13 protein-coding genes and 1 riboswitch are annotated in these 23,041 nt (G+C 54.0%); of the genes, 6 read left to right on the top strand and 7 right to left on the bottom strand.

Going from position 1 to position 23,041, the window contains the following annotated elements:
- Positions 1-8 precede the first annotated feature (8 nt).
- The 6 genes from EPO18_RS04165 to EPO18_RS04140 form a co-directional block, all read right to left on the bottom strand.
- The gene (locus tag EPO18_RS04165) at positions 9-611 is read right to left on the bottom strand and encodes a hypothetical protein (RefSeq protein ID WP_292430907.1); all 603 of its coding nucleotides are present in this window, start codon (positions 609-611) and stop codon (positions 9-11) included.
- Between the two features lie 193 nt (positions 612-804).
- Complete coding sequence (locus EPO18_RS04160; RefSeq protein WP_292430904.1) at positions 805-3,564, bottom strand: multicopper oxidase domain-containing protein; 2,760 nt, start codon at positions 3,562-3,564, stop codon at positions 805-807.
- A gap of 35 nt (positions 3,565-3,599) precedes the next feature.
- Positions 3,600-4,976, bottom strand: coding sequence for a multicopper oxidase domain-containing protein (locus EPO18_RS04155; protein ID WP_292430902.1), 1,377 nt, complete (start codon positions 4,974-4,976; stop codon positions 3,600-3,602).
- Between the two features lie 23 nt (positions 4,977-4,999).
- Positions 5,000-6,391: a multicopper oxidase domain-containing protein gene (locus tag EPO18_RS04150; protein ID WP_292430900.1), complete on the bottom strand. Its 1,392-nt coding sequence runs from the start codon at positions 6,389-6,391 to the stop codon at positions 5,000-5,002.
- 75 nt (positions 6,392-6,466) lie between these two features.
- Complete coding sequence (locus tag EPO18_RS04145) at positions 6,467-12,316, bottom strand: IPT/TIG domain-containing protein (protein WP_292430898.1); 5,850 nt, start codon at positions 12,314-12,316, stop codon at positions 6,467-6,469.
- Between the two features lie 177 nt (positions 12,317-12,493).
- The gene (locus tag EPO18_RS04140) at positions 12,494-12,718 is read right to left on the bottom strand and encodes a hypothetical protein (protein WP_292430896.1); all 225 of its coding nucleotides are present in this window, start codon (positions 12,716-12,718) and stop codon (positions 12,494-12,496) included.
- A gap of 135 nt (positions 12,719-12,853) precedes the next feature.
- A riboswitch (cyclic di-GMP riboswitch) is annotated at positions 12,854-12,929 on the bottom strand.
- A gap of 109 nt (positions 12,930-13,038) precedes the next feature.
- Here EPO18_RS04140 and EPO18_RS04135 point away from each other — a divergent pair.
- The 4 genes from EPO18_RS04135 (at position 13,039) to EPO18_RS04120 (ending at position 15,756) form a co-directional block, all read left to right on the top strand.
- Positions 13,039-13,167, top strand: a complete 129-nt coding sequence (locus EPO18_RS04135; protein WP_292430894.1) for a hypothetical protein — start codon at positions 13,039-13,041, stop codon at positions 13,165-13,167.
- A gap of 72 nt (positions 13,168-13,239) precedes the next feature.
- Positions 13,240-13,962 carry a ribonuclease PH gene (gene rph / locus EPO18_RS04130; protein ID WP_292430892.1) on the top strand — a complete coding sequence of 241 codons (723 nt, stop codon included), beginning with the start codon at positions 13,240-13,242 and terminating at the stop codon, positions 13,960-13,962.
- A 120-nt stretch (positions 13,963-14,082) separates the two neighbouring features.
- A complete protein-coding gene (gene rdgB / locus EPO18_RS04125; protein WP_292430891.1) occupies positions 14,083-14,679 on the top strand; it encodes an RdgB/HAM1 family non-canonical purine NTP pyrophosphatase in 597 nt (198 codons plus the stop codon).
- Between the two features lie 30 nt (positions 14,680-14,709).
- Complete coding sequence (locus tag EPO18_RS04120; RefSeq protein ID WP_292430890.1) at positions 14,710-15,756, top strand: phosphotransferase enzyme family protein; 1,047 nt, start codon at positions 14,710-14,712, stop codon at positions 15,754-15,756.
- Positions 15,757-15,807: 51 nt separating this feature from the next.
- Here the strand turns inward: EPO18_RS04120 and hemL are convergent, their stop codons facing one another.
- Positions 15,808-17,088, bottom strand: coding sequence for a glutamate-1-semialdehyde 2,1-aminomutase (gene hemL / locus EPO18_RS04115; RefSeq protein WP_292430888.1), 1,281 nt, complete (start codon positions 17,086-17,088; stop codon positions 15,808-15,810).
- Positions 17,089-17,468: 380 nt separating this feature from the next.
- Here hemL and EPO18_RS04110 point away from each other — a divergent pair, with 380 nt between their 5' ends.
- Positions 17,469-21,086, top strand: a complete 3,618-nt coding sequence (locus EPO18_RS04110) for a response regulator (protein WP_292430887.1) — start codon at positions 17,469-17,471, stop codon at positions 21,084-21,086.
- A complete protein-coding gene (locus tag EPO18_RS04105) occupies positions 21,076-22,935 on the top strand; it encodes a GGDEF domain-containing response regulator (RefSeq protein WP_292430885.1) in 1,860 nt (619 codons plus the stop codon). The genes EPO18_RS04110 and EPO18_RS04105 overlap by 11 nt, the downstream gene beginning before the upstream one ends.
- Positions 22,936-23,041: the final 106 nt, after the last annotated feature.

Genomic DNA, 23,041 nt, shown 5'->3' with positions numbered 1-23,041 from the left:
AACTAAAATTATTGCGCGGCTATCGGTTCGACCTTGATCTTGCCGAATGCTACGGAAACAGGAGTGCCGGCTTTTACGGCATTGCGGACATTGGGATAGAAGGTAAACGGAGCGGTGCCTTTCTTCATGCCCATCTGGCTATGGTGCCTGCTGCCCATTTGGGTCGGCGATAGCGTCAAGCCGCTATCCACCGCAGTCAGGACAGGCGCATTCTCAGGATCATGGAGCAATGCTGCGGCTTTTGCCGGATCGACAATCTTGTAGCGGAAATCGACGATTCCGCCCACTGCCGAAACCCCGATGAGCGTGATGCGAACGCCGTATTGGGCCTCCAATTGATCGTTGGATATGTACCCGGTTGATGCCTGAACCGCTGCCGGCGGTACGGTGATGCTGCGCTGTTGGTAATACCATCCGCCCCCAATTATTAAGGCGATAGCGCCCAAGGCGGCAAGGATGCGCCCCAAATAGCGGAATCTTGGTTCCGCCCGCTTGTGCCTGGACCGGTTCGATTCGGTCTCGGCTATACGGGGACAAGCCATGGCGCCTGTTGCAGATACGGACAGGATGGATCTGCGGCCGAAGCCGGCAAAAAGGGATAGCTTTTTCATTGACTGTTCTCCTGGTTATCAAAGAATACTGCGTGGGCTATGCTCAGGCTTTTGTTGGCTTAGCGCAGCCCATAACTAACACCGTTGCAGTTTCGTCCGGAGGCAAAGCGGGGCAATTTTCCAATCCGACCGAATGAGGCCTTCACTTGCCTCATTCGGCTGGTTTGGGTTCCGCTTTACACGGCTCTAGCTGCTACGGGATGTCGAAGGCGTCGATATTGAGATTGCCGGCAGTCAGCCCCTTACCGGTGCCATCGAAGTATACCGACCAGGTGCCGTTGTTGTAGTACACGACGTCTTCATCCTGTACCGTCAAGTCGGGGCCAGGCAACGCGATGGTTACGTTTCCGTTAAAGGAGAGATAGAAGTGCGTCGCATCCACGAATTTCAGACCATCGACATTGGCGCCGGCAGGCAGCGGATTGGCGATAGTGGTGACATCAACCGCCCGGCTAAACACAGTACCGTTCCAGCGGTAGATATCCGCATCGTCGGCCGTGCCTCCCACGCCCGGCGGATTGGTGTTGCCGGTCGTCGAGAAGTAGATGTTGCTTCCGTCGATGGTGAACGCATCGATATCTAGATTGTTGGCAGTCAACCCGCGAGCGGTGCCATCGAAGTACACCGACCAGGTGCCGTTGTTGTAAAAGACGATGTCTTCATCCTGAACCGTTCCGACACCCGGCAAAGCCGTGTCGCCCGTGAAGGAAAGATAGAAATGGGTATCGTCTACACGTTGCATTCCGTCAACGTTTGCGCCGGCTGGTAGCGGATTGGCGATTGTGGTGACATCAACTGTCCGGCTGAACGCCGTACCGTTCCAGTTGTAGATATCCGCATCGTCGGCCGTACCTGCCACACCCGGCGGATTGGTATTACCAAGCGTCGAGAAGTAGATCGGCGATTGCACCGTTACGGTTCCGCTGACTGTGCCGGCACTCCAGTTTTGGGCGGCATCCCTGGCGCGAACATTCACTGTATGATTCCCCTCTGCCCAGTTCAATGACCGCGCATTCTCGTTAGAGGTGACAGTCCATGGCCCCGTCGTCCCGCCCGTTGCCGTCATTGGATGGCCACGGCCTATACCTGGATCTGTTCCTTCGAACCACTCGCCGCCGGCAATGCCCAAAGTTGGGGCCGCGTCGGTCGCATTGGCGGAAAGTACGAAGCTGGAGAAGGCCGGGTTCGGGGTAGCGGTCACAGCGCCAGTTACGCTAGGCGCGGTCTTGTCGACCAGCAAGTTGTTGGTGTCGGTAAACGCGCCCCAATTGCCGGCGGCATCCCTGGCTCTCACATGAACAACATGATCGCCACTGCTCAGCGCCGTTACAGTTGACAGCGGGATATCGGCGTAGGCATTTTCCGATAGACTGTTGAAACTGCCATCGCTCGGGACGAACGGGAACACCGCTGTGGTATTGCTGTCGATATAGCCCTCGACGGCGCTGACATGGGTCAGGTTATCCGTTGCCGCCGCAACAATACGGGCCGCAGCTGTGCTCGAATTAACGCCATTTAGGCCGTTGGAGGCGATGGGCGTGACTGTCGTCGACGGCCCGGTTACGTCCTGTATGAGGCTGACGGCAGGAGCGAACGCGCCCCAGTTACCGGCGGCGTCGCGGCTGCGCACCAAGATATCGTGAGCGCCTTGTGCCGGTGCGGTGATGGAGGCAGTGGCAATCGCTACCGCGCCAGGCGACGCTACAGTCATGGCTACGCCACGGGTTGCGGCAGAAGGGGATGGAGCTGCATCAATAAAGTATTCGGCTGCGTCCACATTACTGTTACCGGTGCTCGCGTCATTGCCTGTCGCGCTTAAGGCTACAGTGCCCGCATTGCTGGGATTTGGCGTCATAGTGACGCCGCTGGTCACGGGCCCGGTCGTGTCGCCCGGAGGCGCCGGAGGCCCTGGAGGCGTTCCCGGCGTCGGCGGGATGCCGTCTCCGCCCAATGCCACGAAAGTCAGCATTCCGCCCATGCCGGCGGCATTACTGTTATTCAGGCTCATGCCGGCATCGTATAGAGCAAACCTGCTATCAGGCACTACAGCGGGCGGAATCGTGGTAATGGCATCAACTGTCTGGCCGGGAGCGATGGTTTCGGACACGCCGTCGCGGGGGTGCAGAAGCAAACTGCCGTCGTTGGCGATAAATTTCTGCCTCAGCCCCAACAGCGCCATCGAATGATGTTTAAGCCCGGCATTAACGTAACGCAGCAGCAGGTTAAAACCGGTCGTCGGATAAGCTGTAACTTCCGGATCCGGAAGCGTAACCAGATCGGGCCCCGGATGGGCCTTGCCGTTGATCAGGAAATACTTGGGCGCGAATTTGCGCATATCAAACACGGCCGGGTTCGCGCTGTTGTTCAAAGCACTATCGACCTCGCTGACCAGCACCAGGGCCTCATCATCAAAAACCGTAGTCGCGCCATAGGCTTGGTTCGAAGCCGCAGGCCGCACCACTAGCGCGCCATACAATCCCATCGCGGGTTGGTGCTGCGTGTTTTCCAGCAGCCCGGCCTCGTACAAATAAGTGCCGGGATTTGAAGCCGTGAAGGTGTAGCTCTTGGTCCCTCCCGCCGCTGCCCCGGCCGTATCCGGTGGCAAGCTCTGACCCTGGAACAACAGCGCTGTCGGCTCGGATAATGTGTTGTGCAAAGTTACGGTGACCGTGTCGCCCTGGTTAACGACCAGCACAGGGCCGGGCAAGCCGGCCGGGTCTGCAGCCGTAGCCGCATAGCCCCAGACGGGGACTGTAACGCCTGTCGTGAGCGTTGCAGTCCCCGCCTTTGCCCACAGTTCACAGCTGACAGTTCCCGTGCCGGTGCAGGCCGTGCTCGTCGGCAACGCGGCATTGGCCGGTACCTGATACAGGCCGGAACCTAATACGCTTGCTATTGTCAGAGGTAGTGCTTTGCGTTTAAATTTTTTAAGTATATTTGTCGATATTAACATTTCCGTTATCTCCTGAGTTTTCCGCAAAGGCCCCGTTACTGAGCGCACGAATTGGGTAGAGGTGGATCGACGCGCATATAGGTAATCGGCCCCGTCATGAGTGCACCCCATGAAGTAATCTGGTTCAGGGCATGATTATGCGAAATGATGTAGTACTCGCCGCAGGTGTTAAGCGTCGACCAGTTGGGAGGCTGCTGCCCCTGCACGCCAAGATAGGGGCTGAAGCTGTAGAACTGCCCGAAAAACTGGTTGGCGATCTGAGGAATATTGACATCCACTGGGTTGTTATCTGGGCTACCCACGGGATCATTCGGGTTTCTGATATTGTAGTCCTCCGCATCGTGCCAACTAAACATCACATCCCAGGTCTGCCCCGGCCCGACCGGCACGACAAATTTCTCGAAAGACACGTCATCCCCTGCCTCCGTCTCGAGTGAACGGCCGTCGCGGCCGACCACTGAACCGTTGTTCCCATGCGGGTGGAATGGGTAATCTTCCGAACCGAGGTTCAAATACCTAATTGCGCCGGGATAAGGGTGTGCCGGAGCGCCGTACGGATGAACGCGCGCCAAGGCCCCATAGGGCTGGGTCGGCAGGAACGCCGCATTATTGTCGGCGATGCTGTCGGGGAAGCCGCGTCCGTTAATAAGCCAATAGCGCGGCTTGTAGTTGTTGAAGTTGAAGTTGGCTGCCGGATTGGCTTCAACCGCCCAGTGCTGGTAGGGATCGATCTCCGAAAGCAGGACAAGGAACTCCTCATCCCAATTGCCTGCGGTAGTAAAACGGCTATCCTCGCGATTGTACAGGTGGTCGGGGCCGCCGCCTGTTCCGGTCGGACGCACGATCAGCGTGCCAAACAGCCCCATGCGCACCTGCTTCTGCGGGTTGGTGCCCGACTCGTAAATATAGGTGCCGGGCTGGTTTGCGACGAAGCTGTATTGGACCACGCCTGGAATACTGGCGGCCTGTGCGGGAGCTGTCGTAGTCAATGAGATTGCACGGCTGCCGGCGTTTGGCAGTGGAGGGTCGAATTCCGGCTGGGCGGGAACCCCATTCGCCAGAACGTCGGTTTGCCCTGGAAACATGATCGAGACTTTTTCCGGCAAGTTGTTGGTGAGGGTGACGGTCACGGTATCGCCTTGGTTGACGCACAACACCGGGCCTGGATGTTGGAAGCCCTGACCCTGCAACGCGTAACCCCACATATACATGGTATTACCGTCGGGCAGTTGGATGTCCCCAATTTGGGTAGTAAGATTGAAGCTCGGATTAGTGCCGGCTCCGCTGGTGCAGGCAACACCCAAGGGGGCGGCCATGGCCATCGTTGGCAGGCCGGTAAGCAGGCTTGATATGGCGACCGCCAGCGGTGTTGCCAGTTTCCGTGACAGCTGTTTAAAAGTTGACTTATTCATAGTGAACTCCGTTTGGCGAGTCGTCAGGCGACCGTAGGATTTTCGTTGGGTATGGTCTGCGCGCTAATGGTTCCGGAAGGATACACCCGGATTTCCGTACGCTGGCCGCCGGCGCCATTAATTTGATTGTCCGAACGGTTATAGGCGCGGTTGTACAGGATGTAGACGTCAGGTCCTGAGCCGCCTGAGTGCGGCGGCGCGGTAAAGATTGCATCGAAGCTCTCCCCGGCGCCGAAAGACAGCGTGTTGGTCTCATAGCTGGTATCCGCTCCGGTGCGCGCCGTTCCGGCCGCATTGAAGCCGCGCATCGGGGTCGCGTCCTTGCCCACCACTTTCATCTTGATGCCGGTTAGCGTCATCGAGGCTTCCTTGAAGCCAAGATTGGCGAAACGCAGCAGCACCCGTTCGCCTGCGTTGCAGGTCACCAGGGCCGACAGCGGCTGGTATTGCAGATCGGGGCGTGCCGGAACGACCAGATCGCCGTCCGCTTGCCGTTGTGTGTCATAGGCATGCGTGGAAGTCGCCGCATTGAACGGAGAATTGGGTTCCAGGGTATCTGGATAGACCCGTCCGTTGAGCAAAGCAAAATCCACCTTGTAGTCGCTCCATTCCGGCAGTTGGATATGGGCGTCGCACCAGTGGGATTCGGCCCATACTTCGGTCAGAAGCATTGCGAACTCGCGGTGATAGCCGGTAGAGCCATCGCCGTCGTTGTAGGCGAACTTGGTGAAACCGCCGAAAGACTGTCCATTTTGCCGTGGCCGTACGAAGACCAGGCCGGTCATGCCCATATGTACATGCTCGACGTCTTCTACGTGGCAGTGGAACATATAGGTGCCGGGGTCGCGCGGTTTGAAGATATAGCGAAACACGCGGCCTACCGGAACGGCGAAGGAACCGGTCGGCTCCCCGTCAAAAAACGGTATGACGTTGCGGAAACCATGCCAGTGTATCGAGTGCGAATCGGTCAGGTCGGGCCGTTGCGCCAGGCCGACGTTCAGCAGGTCCAGCCGGAAGGTGTTGCTGCCGGTGAATTCATCGACCCAGAACAGAGGAGCGCTGTGCTGGGCTTTGTTTTTTTGCCCGATTACCAGCGGATTCATGTTCGCCGGCGCCGCAGGATCCATCGGAGGAATACCGGTCATGTTGCGGAAACCGAAGATATAAGTCGTAAAGTTCGTCGGGGCATACACGTCGGGGTGGAACGTGGGTATCGTCGGGGTCGCCGGTAAAGAGATCCAGCCGTCGGTACCGACGAAAAATAAGTTGGCCGGAGCGTCCGGAGCCGCCATCGCGTCGCTGATAGGCAAGAGTTGGCGCCGCAGCAGTCCGGCGCCGCCGGTGATTGCGAGGCCGCTGCCGGCAAGTTTCAGAAAACGTCGGCGGCCGTGGTTGGAAAGTTTGTTATTGCTCATGTCAATTTCTCCTAAGAATTCGTTTGGGCAGGGTTCGGGGCTGGCGTGAGCCAACCCCTGTTTCCATCGCCAAGCCTATGGCACCGTACCGCCGCTAAAGTTGTCGACCCGCGCGCCACTCGGGAGTTGCATGCCGATCCGGCCACCGCTTGCGCCTTGCGTCCATGCACCACTCCCATTGATCGGAATGATCACACTACCGACCAGCGAAGTTGTGGAGCCTGCGGTCTTATAGACTTCCACCGTGCCATTTGCCCGGGCGACAGCACTCAGCGTATCGCCGTTAGCGAAGCTGACGCCTTTGGTGAACTTGGCTCGTGTAACGTAGTTTGGAGACTGCGTATTACCGTTGGTGGTCGTTTGTATCTGGATGCGTCCATCATCCGTTGTCAGGTACTGCACTCGGATGAAGTTCGCTGGTAAGGATGCGGATCCACCGCTTGCTTTTAGCACCAGTGCTGCGTTGTTCAGCGTCGTGTTGGCAAATGTAAAGGCCGCCGCCTGGTTAACGCCGAAGCTGTTGCCAGCACCGTTCCAGTACGCGGCACCAGGGACCTGCAAATCAACCGCCTGGCTACTGTTAACACGTATTGCTGCGTTACCGGAAATAATAATCTGGCTCCAATTCACTCCCAGAGTATTGGAATTAGCACGGTTGAAGTTATCCAACACCGTCAGCGCCGGTAGCGTTGGTCCTGTGCTGCCGCCGCCTGCACCACCGCCCGGTCCGGAGGCTACAATACCTTGTTCATCGGCACCGGCGTCGGGCAGTCCGGTACGGATGCCGTCGTCGATATCGAGGGCCGGCGCACTTACATCGCTCTTGCTACCTGCACCAAAATTGATGGCCGTAGATCCTCCTAGCAGGTGATAGTCTCCCAGGAGTGTAGGCGGTAAGTCTGCGGACACCAGAATGGCGCCAAGGAACGCCGGATTGGTTCGCCACGCCGCAAAATCCAATATTGTGTCGTAAGGTGTGACGACCAGCGGATCTGTGTTGGCATTAGTCGGTGAGCTAATGTACGGATACTGTACCGGGTCTTGCTGCACAATAGAGTTGGTCGGAGACAATAAGCCACTGGTATCCGTCGCACCCAAATCCCACAGGTTTACCGCCGTGGCGTCACCCGCCGCGCCGATACCGGTGACGGTACCGCCGGAGCGCGCACCTGCACGGTTGTCCCAGAAGATGTTGTTGAACAGCAGAGGATTGCTCCAGTTGGTTACCGGATTTCCAAGCGCAGTTTGCAACTGAGCGCTGTTCAATGAGGTGGACAGGCCTGCCGGTGCCGGAAAACCGATGCTGGTGACGGCTGTAGCGGTGGTGATGTTCTTCATGATCGTGTTGTTGTACACACGAACAGCCGGCGCATCGTTGAGACTGATACCGCCGCCTTCGTGGGTCGACACGTTATTCACGATCATATTGTTATAAACATCGCTTCTGCACGGGGTGTATGTATCCCGCTCCGGCGCACAGTCCGTCGCCGCTTGCAGAAAGCGTATGCCGCCGCCGTCGTCATTGGCCAGGTTGCCCTGGATGAGATTGCTGTAGATGGCGACCGGCCCTGACCCGGTTGAAAGACTTCCTGGGTTGGCCGGCAGTGCCCCGGCGATCATGATGCCGGCGCCCTCGTCATAGGAACGATTGAGGTAGATGCGGTTGTGGTGAATCTTGCCGCCGAAGTTGGTGGCGTTGTCATAATCTTCCGTACGATCGTAATTGAGGCCATAGGCAGTGATACCTCCGCCGTACTCCGCCGAAAAATTGCCGCAAATGTCGTTGCCGGCCACCTCATAGTTGCTGGTTCCGGCAAACAGTCCAACAGCTCCCGCTAGGTTGGTACCGCCGTTGGCAATAATGCGGTTATTGGCAATGCGTATGTTGTCGTTGTGCTGGTCGGTGCCTTCGTTAGCGTTATTGCCCTGCAGATTCGGCGTACCGATGCGCACCGTACCGTAGGCGCCGCCATTATTCTGGATCACGTTATTGGTGACCTGCAGATAATGGGCGTAGCCGTTGACGAAGATGGCTCCGCCTTGCGTCACGACATTAGGCGGCAAGCCTGTAGGCGTTCCGCCGATCTGGTCGATGTTGGTGGGAAAGCCCTGCTGGTCGCCGCCGCGCAGATCCAGGCCATCGATACTGGCTCTGAACGTCGAACGGAACTGATTCCTCGTTTCCGGATACACGGTAATCACGGCGCCTTCGTATACCGTCTGGGTTCCCACCCAGGTCAGATTAGCAACCGTAGTGCGCCAGTCGGTCGCTTGCTGGGTATCGCCGGCGAAGGCGCTGCCATCGATAATAGTACCCGCGACTGTGCTGCCGTCGCTCCGTATCCCCCCAGGCCCTACGCCTTGCAGTTTCACCGGCGAATGGATGATCAGGTTTTCGTAATAAGCGCCGCGTGGATTAATCCGCGGATTGGCGTCCGCCACACCGGGATAAACCACCACCAACTTTGGTTGTGAGTTGTTGGCTGCCGAATCCAATGCGCTTTGGATTGCGTGTGGATTTGTTAGGGTATTGATTCCAGGCCCCACAGTGATGACAGTCGGGTTATAGCTGCCGCCAAGCACATGGAAGGTCAGGCCGTTCACCGTCTTCTGGCCATTGGCCGAGACGATGGTGAGCTGGTGCGGCCCGATAGCCGCGCCAGAGGTCAGCCTCATGGTAATTGACGTGGAAGTCCATGCTGTTGTCGTAATAGGAACACTATCAAGATAAACATTGGCCGGCCCTGTCTTGGCGCTGCCGAAGTTGTCGCCCTGAATCGTGACATCGACGGTTCCACTCCCGGAAGGCCTCGTAACAACAGGTGTCGACACGGCCATCAACTCAGGCACCAGCTTATTAGCCGGCGTGACATTTGGGCCATTGTAAATATTGAGAGGGCAACTCAAGGGCTGAGCCACCTGGCCGCCCGGCAGTTGAACCGAGACACCGACCTGTGCAGGCGCCAAGTCGGCCGGGACGATTAAGCCTGGGAAGGCCTCGAACTCTGCCGAAATGGTGCGGAACTCCGGATGGTAGTTCGGGTTCAGTTTGCCTGGAACGCCCGGATCGTTACCGACTAAACGGTAGAGATTGGCGCAGACGCCGGAAGGTGTCGGGCAATTGATACGGTTGGTGGAAGGCAACAGCACGTCGAATAAGCCGTTGAAATCCGACTCGACTGTATGAATCAACTGGTTGGACCAGTCATAGATACCCACCGGAGCAAACGGTATGCCGGCCTTTTCTCCGTAATTCAGAGCCTTCGGATCGGACGCGAAGTTGAGGTCGTCGACGATGAGTCCCCAGAAACGGCCCGGCAGAGGCACATCGGTGAAGACAGTAAACAACGGTGCGACTGAGCGCCCATTGCTGACGTGTACCAGCTTCATGTTGCACAGGGGCTTCGGTTGGCCTTCAGATGGGCTGCCGCCGATGCCGACGAAGGTCGAATTTACCGTCGGGGTTGATGCGGGCACGGTAACGCCAAGCGGTACGGTATTGCCGTCTCCGACAATCGGGCCGTAGTTGTCGGTGCCGTGACCGGCCACGTCGACGGTATGCAGCGGACCGGCGCATTCCGGCGGCGGGATTTGAGGCACAAAGGTGTCCCCGTTGGCGATATTGATGTCTTCTTCCTTGGTAAACTTGTACAGCGGCCGGCCGAGTGTGTCGTTCGGGACCTCGACTTCGACCAGGTAATCGCCGGGGCTAAGTCCCCCAAAGCCGTAGTTGCCGTCCACCGCCGCGCCGAAGTTGGTCGGGGTTGCCGGATTGTCGGGCATCGGGCCGAACTGTACACCCATCAGCGGGCCTTCCAGACATTCTGCATCGGGATTTGTTGGTAAAACCTGCTGACCGGCAAGAGGGTTGCCTTCGACATCGCGTGCTACGCAGCCGCTAGGCCGCTGCCAGGTTTCGGTGACGTACGTCTGTATCGGACTTACAGTTGCTTTTTTAAAAGCGCCGTTTGCCTCTAACTCATAGCGACCGCTTGCATCGCAAGGTGCGCTGGCACTAGTACCGCAAGGAACGGGCGCGTAAAGATTCACCGGCAAGTTGGAAACGCCCGGCTGCCAAGCCTCCACAGCCGCAAAGCGCGGATCAATTTCATTACGGGTGGTGTCGTAACTGACCGTGCCGACTATGCCGCCGTTGGTGCCGCCTTCGTAGCCGTGTTTGCCCCAGTCCAGACGTCCCGACAGGCCGATGATGGGCAACACGCTGACGTCCACGCCCTCTCCAGGTACGGTCGTTTCGCTCGGCTGATTGTCGGCCTGGTAAGTGATGCCGGTGCTGTAGTGCAGGTCGTCATAAGCCTCCATAACAAGCCATTGCGTCATCGGGTAGGCGTTTTCCATCGCGTAGTACCCGCTCTCATCGATGTCGAGGGTACTTGGGTCATCAGGTCTGGTCGTCGTACCTACGGCACCGCGGTCCATCAGCGAATTTTCTCGCTTTTTCATGACGACGGGATAACCAACCAAACCGGCTTCGCCAGAGTCTCTTTTGCCGTTCTTGTTGGTGTCGTAATAGACGTAACCTTCAAACTTGGTCCACCAGCCGGTCAGAGGCAGTACGCCCATGTCGACGCTTTCATTGGAGCCCACAGTGACCTGAACGAGATCGAGGATATAGTTCAAGTTGGAATCCCACCAGGTCAAGGTATAGTTGCCCTCAGGGACATTCGGAATCGTAAAATGACCGTTGGCGTCGCCTTGACCTATCCAGACTGCGGTATCGCCGTTCGTCAAGTCGGTCAGGGCAATCCAGGGTTTTTTTACCGGGCCATCGATCTTTGCACCGGCCAAGCCTCCCCAAATTGTTCCCGGGAATCCTCCGATGCCGCCCGTGGTTGGAACGTAGATTTTTACCGCGTCAATGACGCCGGAAATCGATCCGTTACCGCCCGATAGTGTATTTGTCGATTGTACAAAACCGAAAATTGAGGCCGGGAAGGGTTCGCCCGCGACGACGAACTCCGTATCCAGACCGGTCGCGCCCTCCATGACCCAGGTATCCCAATCCAGGTTGCCTTCCAGCGTTGTCGTTTGCTGCCAATTGGAGCCGTTTGGCGGCGTCATGGAAAGCGCATAGCGGTTAGGCCCGAGGTTGGGTATCTTGAGCTTGCCTTCGACGGTATTTCCGGACGCGTCGGTAACCGGACAATGGCCGGCCGCGTCAACGGGAGGAACAGTGCCTGTGTCGACACCGTTCACGACGATGTAACACTTACTCACGCAGATACCGCCGGTACCTGGAGTAGCATTGCCGCCAGCATCATACTCGGCGCAGAGTGGATTACCGTTGATATCCGTGGTTACTTCGCCGATGTAGTCGTTGATATGGCCGACGAACCCCGCCAAACCGCGCTCCGCGGGCACATCCGGCGCGCCGTTGGTCGGCGAAATATCCTCGAATACTGCGGCCTGTATCGTAGCACTTGGCAATGCATCGTTAGGCTGCAACTGGACAGTTACGTTATCCACCGGTGCAGTGATGTGCACGCCGTCGAGTTTGTAACCGTCCGCCAATACGGAAATCAGGTATTTTCCAGGGGGCAAGTTGACAGTGCCGATGTCGCTCTGATCGCCCTGCGTATAGATCGGGCTGGAGCCGGGTACGCCGGTGATCGAGACCCAGTTGCACGGTCTGCCTGGATCGGACACCGTCCCGGGATATGCGGGATTAGCAGGCGAACAACCATCCGCGGGGCTACGCTGCTCTGTGGTGCCGGTGTTGTCGATGTTGATGATGTATTTATAGTCAGGAATCGCCGTGTTTCCATTTCGGCTTTGAACCGTCAGGCTCAGCGCATGAACCTGTGTACCGAAAGCGGTAACCAGCAATCCCAATGATAATATCGTCTGCACTATCCTTCTTGTGCTGGGCAGATGGACATGCGTTTTGGATTTTTTCTTATTCATCAAAATAGCTCCTGCTTAATAATTTATGAGTAAATGAGAAAACTTCCGTGATGAGGGGCTCCCTGTGCCGGGAGGATATATCGGCGAATCGTCGGATTTTTTGCACAGCAAAAACCATCTCCGGAGCTTGTGAATATGCTCCGGCACCGACATACCTCCTTAGTTAGGTTTCTCGGGTTAAGTTGTTGCGCGAGTAATTGTTATCATTGAAAATATTTCTTCTCGTTTTGTGGCGAAAAGATTTTGTCGTTTCATGAAATTTAATGAAGCCCCATAAGGCGCTTCGCCATCGAAGGTTTTTGAGGAGGGGATGATTTCAGGACCAACGATGACGGGGCTGAGAGCGAATAAGGGTAAAATTTGTGGAGGCCACATTTTTGTGTGATGTTGTTTAACTGCCATAGTTGTATACTCGCGTTGAGCGCTAGGTCAGTTGTTGTTTGGAAAAGGTTTTTATGCCGCATATTAATACACTGCGGAATAACCCAATCATGCAGCAAAAGCCTAACTATATTAATAACCTTAACGCAGGTCACCTTCGGCAGTCCCGGCTTTCCGTTTTGGAACCGTAACTTTCTGTCCCTACCTTTCAGTAGGTTTAGCTTTATTTATTTTTAGTCATTAAATTAGTATTTATATTTGTAGTGGATAAGCTGAGGCACAACCTCTTCAGAAATTAATATCTCATGGAAATATTTTTGGAGCTATCCGTACGAATACTGATGGTTACAAAGCTGTTTTTAAACGATATTGCAGCACCAACGCATCTCAATCAGAACGTTAAGGTCGATGGCTATTTCGGTCATTTTCCTTGGGCCATGGCATTGCGGCCGGCTGCTGCGGACGGTTAATGAGTCTAAATTGAACAGCCGGACAGCGCGCTGTTCAGGTATACTGTGCGGTTTTATTTTAGCGGAATACCTATGAGACCTAGTGGACGTAACCCGGATCAACTGAGAGACATCAAATTTACCTGCGGTTTTACCAAACATGCAGAAGGCTCCGTCCTGGTTGAATTCGGCGATACTCGCGTGCTTTGTACTGCCAGTGTTGACAAAAGTGTCCCTCGTTTTCTTAAAGGCAAGGGCGAAGGCTGGGTTACCGCCGAATACGGCATGTTGCCGCGTTCGACCCATACCCGGATAGGACGGGAAGCCAGTCACGGCAAACAGGGCGGACGCACCCTGGAAATTCAGCGCTTGATCGGCCGATCCTTGCGGGCGGCGATTGATTTAAAGGCATTGGGCGAACATACTATCACTATCGATTGCGACGTGTTGCAGGCGGACGGCGGGACCCGTACCGCATCGATTACCGGCGGTTTTGTCGCGCTGTCTCTGGCGGTACAACAAATGCTCAAACGCAAGCAAATCAAGACTAATCCGCTGCACGGTCAGGTTGCCTCGGTCTCTGTAGGCATTTATGAAGGCGTGCCGGTGCTGGACCTGGATTATGCAGAGGACAGCAATGCGGAAACCGATATGAATGTGGTGATGAACGATGCGGCTGCATTTATTGAAGTGCAGGGCACGGCTGAGGGCCATGCGTTCAGGAAAGAAGAGCTGGACGCAATGCTGGAACTGGCAAGTTCAGGTATCAAAGAATTGCTGGAAAAACAACGGCTAGCGATAGAAGACCATAAATGACTTTTCAACACAAATCTGTCTGCCCTTCGGCTCCGCTCAGGGAACGGGCCATTTTACCACTCCCAAGGACTTCCCCTGACTCCAAAAGGGCTTGCCCTGAGCGAAGCCGAAGGGCTTGCCATGCATAAAATCGTTCTGGCCAGCGGCAATCCCGGAAAAATCAGGGAAATTCAGGCGATACTGGCGAATCATCCTATTGTGCCGCAATCCGAATTCAATGTTGCCGACGCGGAAGAAACCGGCGCTACGTTTGTAGAAAATGCCATTTTAAAAGCCAGGAATGCAGCTTTGCATTGCAATCTCCCGGCGATAGCCGACGATTCAGGTTTGGTCGTTGATGCGTTGGGCGGTGCGCCGGGCGTCATTTCCGCCAGATATGCCGGAGTTGGCGCCAGTGACCGGGACAACCTGGACAAATTGTTGCGGGAGCTGGAAGGTGTGCCTGATGAGCTGCGTACCGCGCGGTTTATCTGCGTGATGGTGTTTATGGAGCATGCGAATGATCCTTGTCCTGTGATCGCCCAAGGCGTTTGGGAAGGCAGGATTTTGGATCATGCCATCGGGGAAAACGGTTTTGGTTATGATCCGGTGTTTTGGGTGCCGGAGCAAAACTGCGCATCGGCAGAATTACCGGCGGCGGTTAAAAACTCGCTCAGTCACAGAGCGCAGGCGCTGAAAACTCTTACGGCATTAATCAAGGCCAAAGAAACGGCTTAATCGGGAGAGATGATTCTTAACAATACTTCGATGAACACACTGTTTCCTATCGCCAACCAGTTCAGCGACGCCGTTACCGAAATCATGCCGCTCGGCAACGGCCTGATCAACGATACTTATCTGGTTGCAACGCAATCATCGCCGTTTGTTCTGCAGCGCATAAACCGTACGGTTTTCCCTGCGCCGGAACAAATCATGGCAAATCTGGCCCTGCTTAATCGGCATATAGCGCAAAAATTCAGTGCATCGGTTAAGCTGCAAATACCGGAGATTTTGAAGACTACCGATAAAGCTTCACTTTATAGAGATGGAAACAGCGATTGCTGGCGTGCGTTAAGTTTTATTGCCGATACCGAAAGTATAGAGAGCGTTGGCGCTATCGGCGACGCCGAGCAAGTCGGATTTGCGCTGGGGCATTTTCATCGTTTGCTTAGCGATCTTAACCCTCTGCTTCTGCATGACACACTGCCGGGTTTTCATATAACTCCACAATATTTAGAGCATTATCGTCAGGTAAGACAGCAGCCGGCTAAACCTGAAGATCGTTATTGCGCTGAATTTATCGCCCGGTTCCAGCATATCGCCGATGGCCTTGAGGCTGCCAAACAGCAGGGTCTGCTGCTGTTGCGAGTTATCCACGGCGATCCCAAATTGAATAATTTCCTGTTCGATCGACACAGCAACAAAATCGTCAGCATTATCGACCTGGACACCGTCAAGCCGGGGCTGGTGCATTACGATATTGGTGACTGTCTGCGATCTTGCTGTTACATCTCCGAGTCGGGCGGATTTGATCTGGATATTTGCGCTGCTTTGTTAAAAAGCTATTTGGCCGAGGCCGGCGCATTTTTTACCGAGCACGACTATTACTATTTGTACCTCGCTATCCGGCTGATCCCCTTTGAATTGGGCATCCGTTTTTATACCGATTATCTGGAAGGAAACCGGTATTTCAAGGTGACTGAGCCCGAACAGAACTTACAACGCGCAATCAGTCAATTCCGATTATGTGAGAGTATCATGGCGCAGGAGCCGGCGATTAAAGATTTGATCTCGAAGTTACAAAAACAAAAATAATCCGCTTAAAGCCACGCTTGGTATTACCGGGCATAGCTTTTTGACTCAAGATTACAAGCGCTTGAATACAGCTTCCGCAACATCCAGGGTTTTTTCCAAGTCTTCATTACTGTGCGCAGCTGAAACAAAACCAGCCTCGAACGCGGAAGGCGCCAAATAAACACCTTGTTCCAGCATGGCATGGAAAAAACGTTTGAACAGATTTTGGTCGCATTGCATGACTTGGGCAAAGCGGCTCACTTGCGTTTCGGTACTGAAAAAAAGTCCGAACATGCCGCCAACGCTGTTGGTGGTCATAGCGATACCGGCTTGACCGGCACGTTCTTTCAAGCCTGAAGTCAGTTTTTCGGTTTTTACGGTTAATGCCTCGTAAAAACCCGGCTGAGCGATCAGTTCCAGGGTTTTTAACCCGGCTGCCATCGCGACAGGATTCCCCGACAGCGTACCGGCCTGATAGACAGGACCGAGCGGCGCAAGATGTTCCATGATTTTGCGCGAACCGCCAAAAGCGCCGACCGGCATGCCGCCGCCGATAATTTTGCCGAGCGTGGTCAAATCCGGCTTAACATTATAGTGCCCTTGTGCGCCGGTTAAGCTCACCCTAAAGCCGGTCATTACTTCATCGAAAATCAGCACGCTATTATATTGGTCGCAAACCACGCGCAAGCATTCCAGGAAACCCGGCTCAGGCGGGATGCAATTCATGTTGCCTGCGACAGGCTCCACGATAATGCAGGCGATTTGTTCACCCAGTTCGGCAAACAGCGCTTTGACCGAGTCGCTATCGTTGTAAGTCAGGGTGATGGTGTTTTCGGCAACGGAAGCCGGTACGCCGGGAGAGCTGGGTACGCCAAATGTTAAAGCGCCGGAACCGGCCTTGACCAGCAGGGCATCGGAATGGCCGTGATAACAGCCCTCGAATTTAACGATTTTATCCCGGCCGGTGTAGCCTCTGGCCAAGCGAATGGCGCTCATGGTCGCTTCGGTGCCGGAGCTGACCATTCTGACCATGTCGATAGAGGGCATCAACTCGCAAACCCGTTGGGCCATCAGTGTTTCAATTTCAGTCGGCGCGCCAAAGCTCAGGCCTTTTTCGGCTGCCTGCTTGACCGCCGCAATGACTTCCGGGTGGGCATGACCCAAGATCATCGGCCCCCAGGAGCCGACATAATCAATATAACTGTTGCCGGAACTGTCGTAAATATAAGCGCCTTGGGCGTGATCGATAAAAACCGGTGTGCCGCCAACGCCGCTAAAGGATCGTACCGGCGAATTTACGCCGCCCGGAATTACAAGTTTTGCATCGGAAAATAACGCGGTTGCTTCAGTCATGATTTCTTCTTTATCGCCAAGGATAGTGGGTGTGCCGTATGTTTGCCGGGAGGCAGGTTCGGCGCGGGTTGAATTTATGGCGTATAAGGATAGGATAAGTTTGCCGCGATTGAAAGTTTATCGTCAATATTCATGAAACAACAAAGCTTTTAAGGTTGCGCTCCAATTAAGGGCATCGAAGAATATAAAAAGCGGAAATTCCAGCCATTATTCGATTAACGTCGAAATGATATTTGCTCTGTTTTACAAGCTGTTTGGTATATTCACAACATATAAAAATAAGGGTTTTACCAACACCCGAAAAGAATAGCGATACCTTGATTATCGGATTATTATTTCTTATCCAGATAATGATAAACAAATAACGTCAGAAAAGATTCATGTCAACAACATTGTCGCCGCAGCATCCGAAACGTAATTTTCTCTGTTTGTTAGGCATTATCATTGTAATTACCAGCGTTTCCGAAACGCTGGTTATATTATTGCTCGACGCGGCCCATCAATGGGGAATTGTTTTATCGTCAATGCAAAATACTGTCCTGAACATTATTTTGCTGACGGCATTGAGCACTCCGCTGCTGTGGTTGCTGGCGATTCGGCCTCTGGTCTTGCAGATCGATCAGGAAAGAAGGTCATCCAATAAAGAACTGCTGAAAGCCCTGGAAAGCCATGTCCTGGTTAGTATCGCCGACGTTCAGGGGCGCATCGTCTATGCTAACGACATGTTCTGCAAAGTTTCCGGTTATGCGCAGACAGAACTGCTCGGACAAGATCACCGTATTGTCAATTCCGGTCATCACGATCAGGATTATATGCGCAATATGTGGCGCACCATTGCTGGAGGGCAGGTATGGCGCGGGGAGTTTTGCAATCGCGGTAAAGATGGAGAATTGTATTGGGTGGATAGCACTATCGCGCCTGTACTGGATAAGCTCGGCAAGCCTAAGCAATATATTTCAATACGTCGGGATACTACCGAACGAAAAGCGAATGAACTAAAACTGACAGCGCTTAAGCGTGCGCTGGACGCCAGCAGCGAGATGATACTCATCACCAATGAAGAGGGACTCATCCAATATGCAAATCCGGCGCTGTGCCTGTTCACCGGTTGGGCCGAGTGTGAGCTGATGGGGCAGAAACCTTCTGTTTTGGACAGTCCTAGCGCCGATCGGCAAACCTTGTCCGAGATGCAAAGCAGACTCCGTTGCTGCGAAGCCTGGTCAGGCCGTTTGAGGGGGCGCCGCCGAAGTAATGATAATGACCGCGCACAGGGACATGAAAACGACAGCGGTAATTCCGGGCAAGCCCTTCGACCCGGCTCAGGACAAGCCCTTCGACTGCGCTCAGGGCAAGCCTCAGAGGATGAGCTGGAATATTGGGCCAAAACCAATATTACGCCGATTCTGACCGCAAACGGCACACTGTCCGGCTATGTGCAGATTCAGCATGATGTCAGCAAACAGGTCGAGCAGGAAGCGGTCTTGCAAGTCGAAAGCGAGGATACCGCCGCACGCTTGGCAATCTCCGAGGCATTGCATCAACACCTGCCACTGGAACAACGTTTCTCTCAAGTTTTGGAAATTCTATTCGATTTGAAGGCTTTTGATCCGCAACGCAAGGGTTGCATATTTTTACGCGGACAGGATGATTGTCTGGAAGGGTTTGTAGCACTTGGTTCGAGTATGTCTGAGTGCCAGCGGATAGTTTTGGGTGATGGCCTATGCGGACAGGCCGCTGTTTCAAAAAAACTTATCGTTTCCGATCAGTGCTGTTGCGATAAACAGCAGCCCCATGGCCATTACACTGTGCCTATCGCTTCAGGCGGGGAAATTCTAGGCGTGTTATTTATTTTTACCGATCCTTGTCCTGTGCATAGCGAATCCCGCATCGCGATGCTCAAGGACGTAGGTGAAATGATGGCGCTCGCGCTACTTCAACATCAGGCTAATGTTTCGCTGGAAGCGGCACGGGATGCCGCTTTGCAGGCTGCACAAACCAAGGCGGAGTTCCTGGCTAATATGAGTCATGAAATTCGCACTCCGATGAACGGTGTATTGGGTATGCTGGATCTTTTGCAGGATACTCAACTGTCTCGTGAGCAGTGGGATTTGATAGATATTGCGGCAAGCTCTGCAGAATCCCTGTTAACCATCATCAACGATATTCTGGATTTTTCCAAACTGGAGGCGGGCAAAATCGAGTTGGAGCGGATCGAGTTTAATCTACCCGATTTAGTGGAAGAGGTTTGCACACTGTTGTCCAGCCGCGCCCAAGGCAAGGGCCTGGAATTAAACTGCTTTTTACCGCCGAATCTACCGCTACGTTGGCAAGGCGATCCCAACCGTATACGTCAGGTGCTCACCAATCTGATTGGCAATGCAGTCAAATTTACCGAACAGGGTGAAGTTTCTGTAAAAGTAAATATGCTGAAAAAGGACGATACCGGTGCCACACTTGCTCCCGGCAGGTTGGCGGCATACGCATCATCTTTGGGGGTACTACGCTTTGAGGTAATCGATACCGGTATCGGCATCAGTGCCGAGACGCAAGCGCGCTTGTTCCAGGCTTTCTCCCAGGCTGACAGTTCCACCTCGCGGCGTTATGGCGGTACCGGGCTTGGCCTATCTATCAGCAAGGATCTGGTTGTGCTTATGAACGGCAGTATCGGTGTTGAAAGCACATTGGGGCAGGGAACCAACTTTTGGTTTACTCTGCCATTGGTACCGGTGGATAACGAGGCCTCTGTTCCGCAGGCATATTTTACCGGTAAGCGCGCTTTGATAGTCGATGATAATGCTACCAATCGCATGATTTTGACGCATTACTTAAGTAACTGGGGATTTACTTTGAGCGAAGCAGACGACGGGCCTGCGGCGCTCATAGAACTCGAAGCCGCCGTGCTGCGAAACCAATCTTATGATCTACTGCTTTCGGATATGCAAATGCCGGAAATGGACGGCTTCGCTCTGGCTCGCGCCATCATTGAAAAACCCGCCATTGCCGATACGCCGCGCATTCTTTTATCCTCAGGCAGCATAGGCTCCGAATCCGAAAGACTCGCGTTGGGGTTTGCACAAAGTCTGTTAAAACCGGTGCGTCAATCGCAACTTTTCGATGCTGTTATTGCTGCGTTGCAGCTTCCTGGCCAGAAGACCGATACAGCAGCCAAGTTACAAGAGGTTTTGCTCGATTACAGCGGCAAACGCGTTTTGGTGGTGGAAGATAACAAGGTTAATCAAAGAGTGATACTTGCACAGCTCGCCAAGTTTCGGCTTAAGCCCGATTTGGCCGATAATGGGCAAGTGGCGCTGGAGCAGATGGAGCGTCAGGCCTATGACGTGGTGTTTATGGACTGCCAAATGCCGGTTATGGACGGTTACGAAGCCACGCGTATTTTGCGTGAACGGGAAGACGGCAAGGCGCGTACGCCGATAATAGCTCTCACTGCTCATGCGTCGGTAGGAGAGCGTGAAAAATGCTTATCCGCAGGCATGGACGATTATCTTAGCAAACCCGTCAATCGAACTGATCTGGCAGTGGTTTTGGCGCGCTGGATGGGCAGGTCCTTCGACTCCGCTCAGGACAAGCCTCTTGGTAACTCTCAGAGCGAGTCTCCCGATAAAGATCAGGGCCTGCCCCGAGCGGAGTCGAGGGGGTGGGACGAATCAGCCGCGCTTAAACGGCTGGATGACGATCATGATTTACTGGCCGAGATGATAGATTTATTCCTGGAAGAGGCGCCTATACAATTAACAGAATTGAGCGCAGCTCTGTCTCGAGTAGATTTCCCCGCACTAGCCGATGCGGCTCACGCTATTAAAGGCATGGCAAGCCATTTTAGCGCCGAAAAAATAATCAGCCTTGCCATAAAACTGGAACATTCCGCTCGCAACGGTGTTGATGCAGATTTTCAGTCGATGGTTAATGAGTTAACTCAGGCTACTATGGATTTAATCGACAATCTGTTACGAAGAAAAAACCAAATCAATGAAAACTGAATTCAATCTTAATGAACTAAAAGCCGCCGACCGCCTGCCTTCCCCTTCCGGAACAGCATTAGCTATCATGCAGCTCGTGCAACAAAACGATGCCACCGTACAGCAAGTGAGTCAGCTGGTTAAAATTGATCCTGCCTTAAGCGGACGGATCTTGCGTTTTGCAAATTCGGCCGCCTTCGGAGCCCGGCGTCCCATTGCCGATATTCAAGTTGCAGTAATGATGATGGGCATGCAGGCAGTGCGCAACTTCGCGCTAAGTCTTTCCCTGATTAGCGACAACAGCAAGGGATATTGTTCGGGCTTTAACTACGAGCTTTACTGGTCGCGATCCTTGGCAATTTCAGTGTCCAGTGCTGCGATTACTGCCCGTGAGCGCACTGTGGTGCCGGAGGAGGCTTTTACGATCGGGTTGCTTGGCGACATCGGCAGCCTCGCTCTGGCAACCGCGTGGTCGGAGATTTACGGAGAATGTCTTGGTAAGGCAGAGGGTAAGCAGCTTCTTGCTTTGGAGTGCGATCGTTTTGCCATCGATCATAACGCTTTAACTCTAATGTTGCTGGCGGACTGGGGTTTTCCGCCGGTATTTCTGGATGCCCTCAAACTGAGTTTTGAGATGAAAGTAGTAGGATTCAGCCGAATTGAGCAGTTTGCCAGACAGTTGATTCTCGCCCGACTGATCGGGGACTACTGCGTGGCCGATGAAACCCGGCGAACAGCATTACTGCCGAGTTTAATAGAGGAAGCCAGTCTTCATGCTTTCGATGAACAGGCTCTGCTTGAGTTTATCGATAAAATAATTGAGCTTTGGTGTGAATGGGGGAAATTAATTGATGTAAAAACGGATGTACGTCAGCCATCGCTAAAAACTGCTACTGCCTTGGAACCGGCTTTGCCCGGCTTGGACTTGCTGCTGGTCGATGACGACCCGATGATGTTGGCGCGTCTTTCCAAGCAGCTTGTAGCGTCGGGGAATAGGGTCGCGGTGTGCCGCGACGGCGAATCCGCGCTAAAGCATGTCATTGAGCACGGGCCTCAATTGGTGATTACCGATTGGCGCATGAAACCCATGGATGGCTTAGCGCTTTGCAAAGCGTTGCGCGCATCGGCATTCGGCAAAAACATTTATATAATTATGCTCACCTCGACTGAAGATGAGGATGCTCTGGTTGAAGCTTTCGATGCCGGTATTGACGATTATGTGACGAAGCCGATCAGCCTGCGTATGCTGCTGGCTCGTCTGCGCGCAGGCCAGCGTATCATCATGTTGCAACGTGAGCTGGAAAAAGAGAGCAAGGATATCCAGCGCTATACTGCCGAGCTGGCCGCAGCTAACCGCCGTCTTAAGTCTATGGCGAATACGGACGTTCTGACCGGATTGCCTAATCGGCGCTATGCACTGAATCGACTAGAACAGGAATCGGCGGCCGCGCTACGCGCCAATCAGTCCTTGAGCGTTTTAATGCTGGATTTGGATCATTTTAAATCGGTCAATGATACGTTGGGACATGATGTCGGCGATCAAGTGCTGGTCCATGCTGCCAACTTGATGCGGAAAACTGCACGCAGCAGCGATATTGTTTGCCGATTGGGCGGCGAAGAGTTTCTGATTATCGCGCCGAACACCGACAGCGTCACAGCCTTGTCGTTGGCCGAGCGCATCCGTCGCTCTATTGAAGAAAACCAGCCTCAGGGACTCATGTTGCGTTACCCCGTTACTGTCAGTATTGGTGTGGCAAGATCTATGGGGAGCAAGCCAAGCTGGAAGGAATTGATTAAATGGGCGGATGACGCGTTGTATCTTGTTAAACAAGGCAAACGCAACGGCGTAAAGCTTGCCTCATCGTCCTAAGCTAGCGAACATTAGGCAGAAGATCTTGCCCGGATATTCTCAGCTAATATGGTCCCCAAACGGATGTAATCGATTCCTGTGATTGACGCTACGGTAGCCTTGTCAA

Origin of the sequence: Methylobacter sp. (assembly GCF_004322395.1) — a bacterium.
Taxonomy (GTDB): Bacteria; Pseudomonadota; Gammaproteobacteria; order Methylococcales; family Methylomonadaceae; genus Methylobacter_A.
This window is presented reverse-complemented; position numbering and strand designations above follow the sequence as displayed.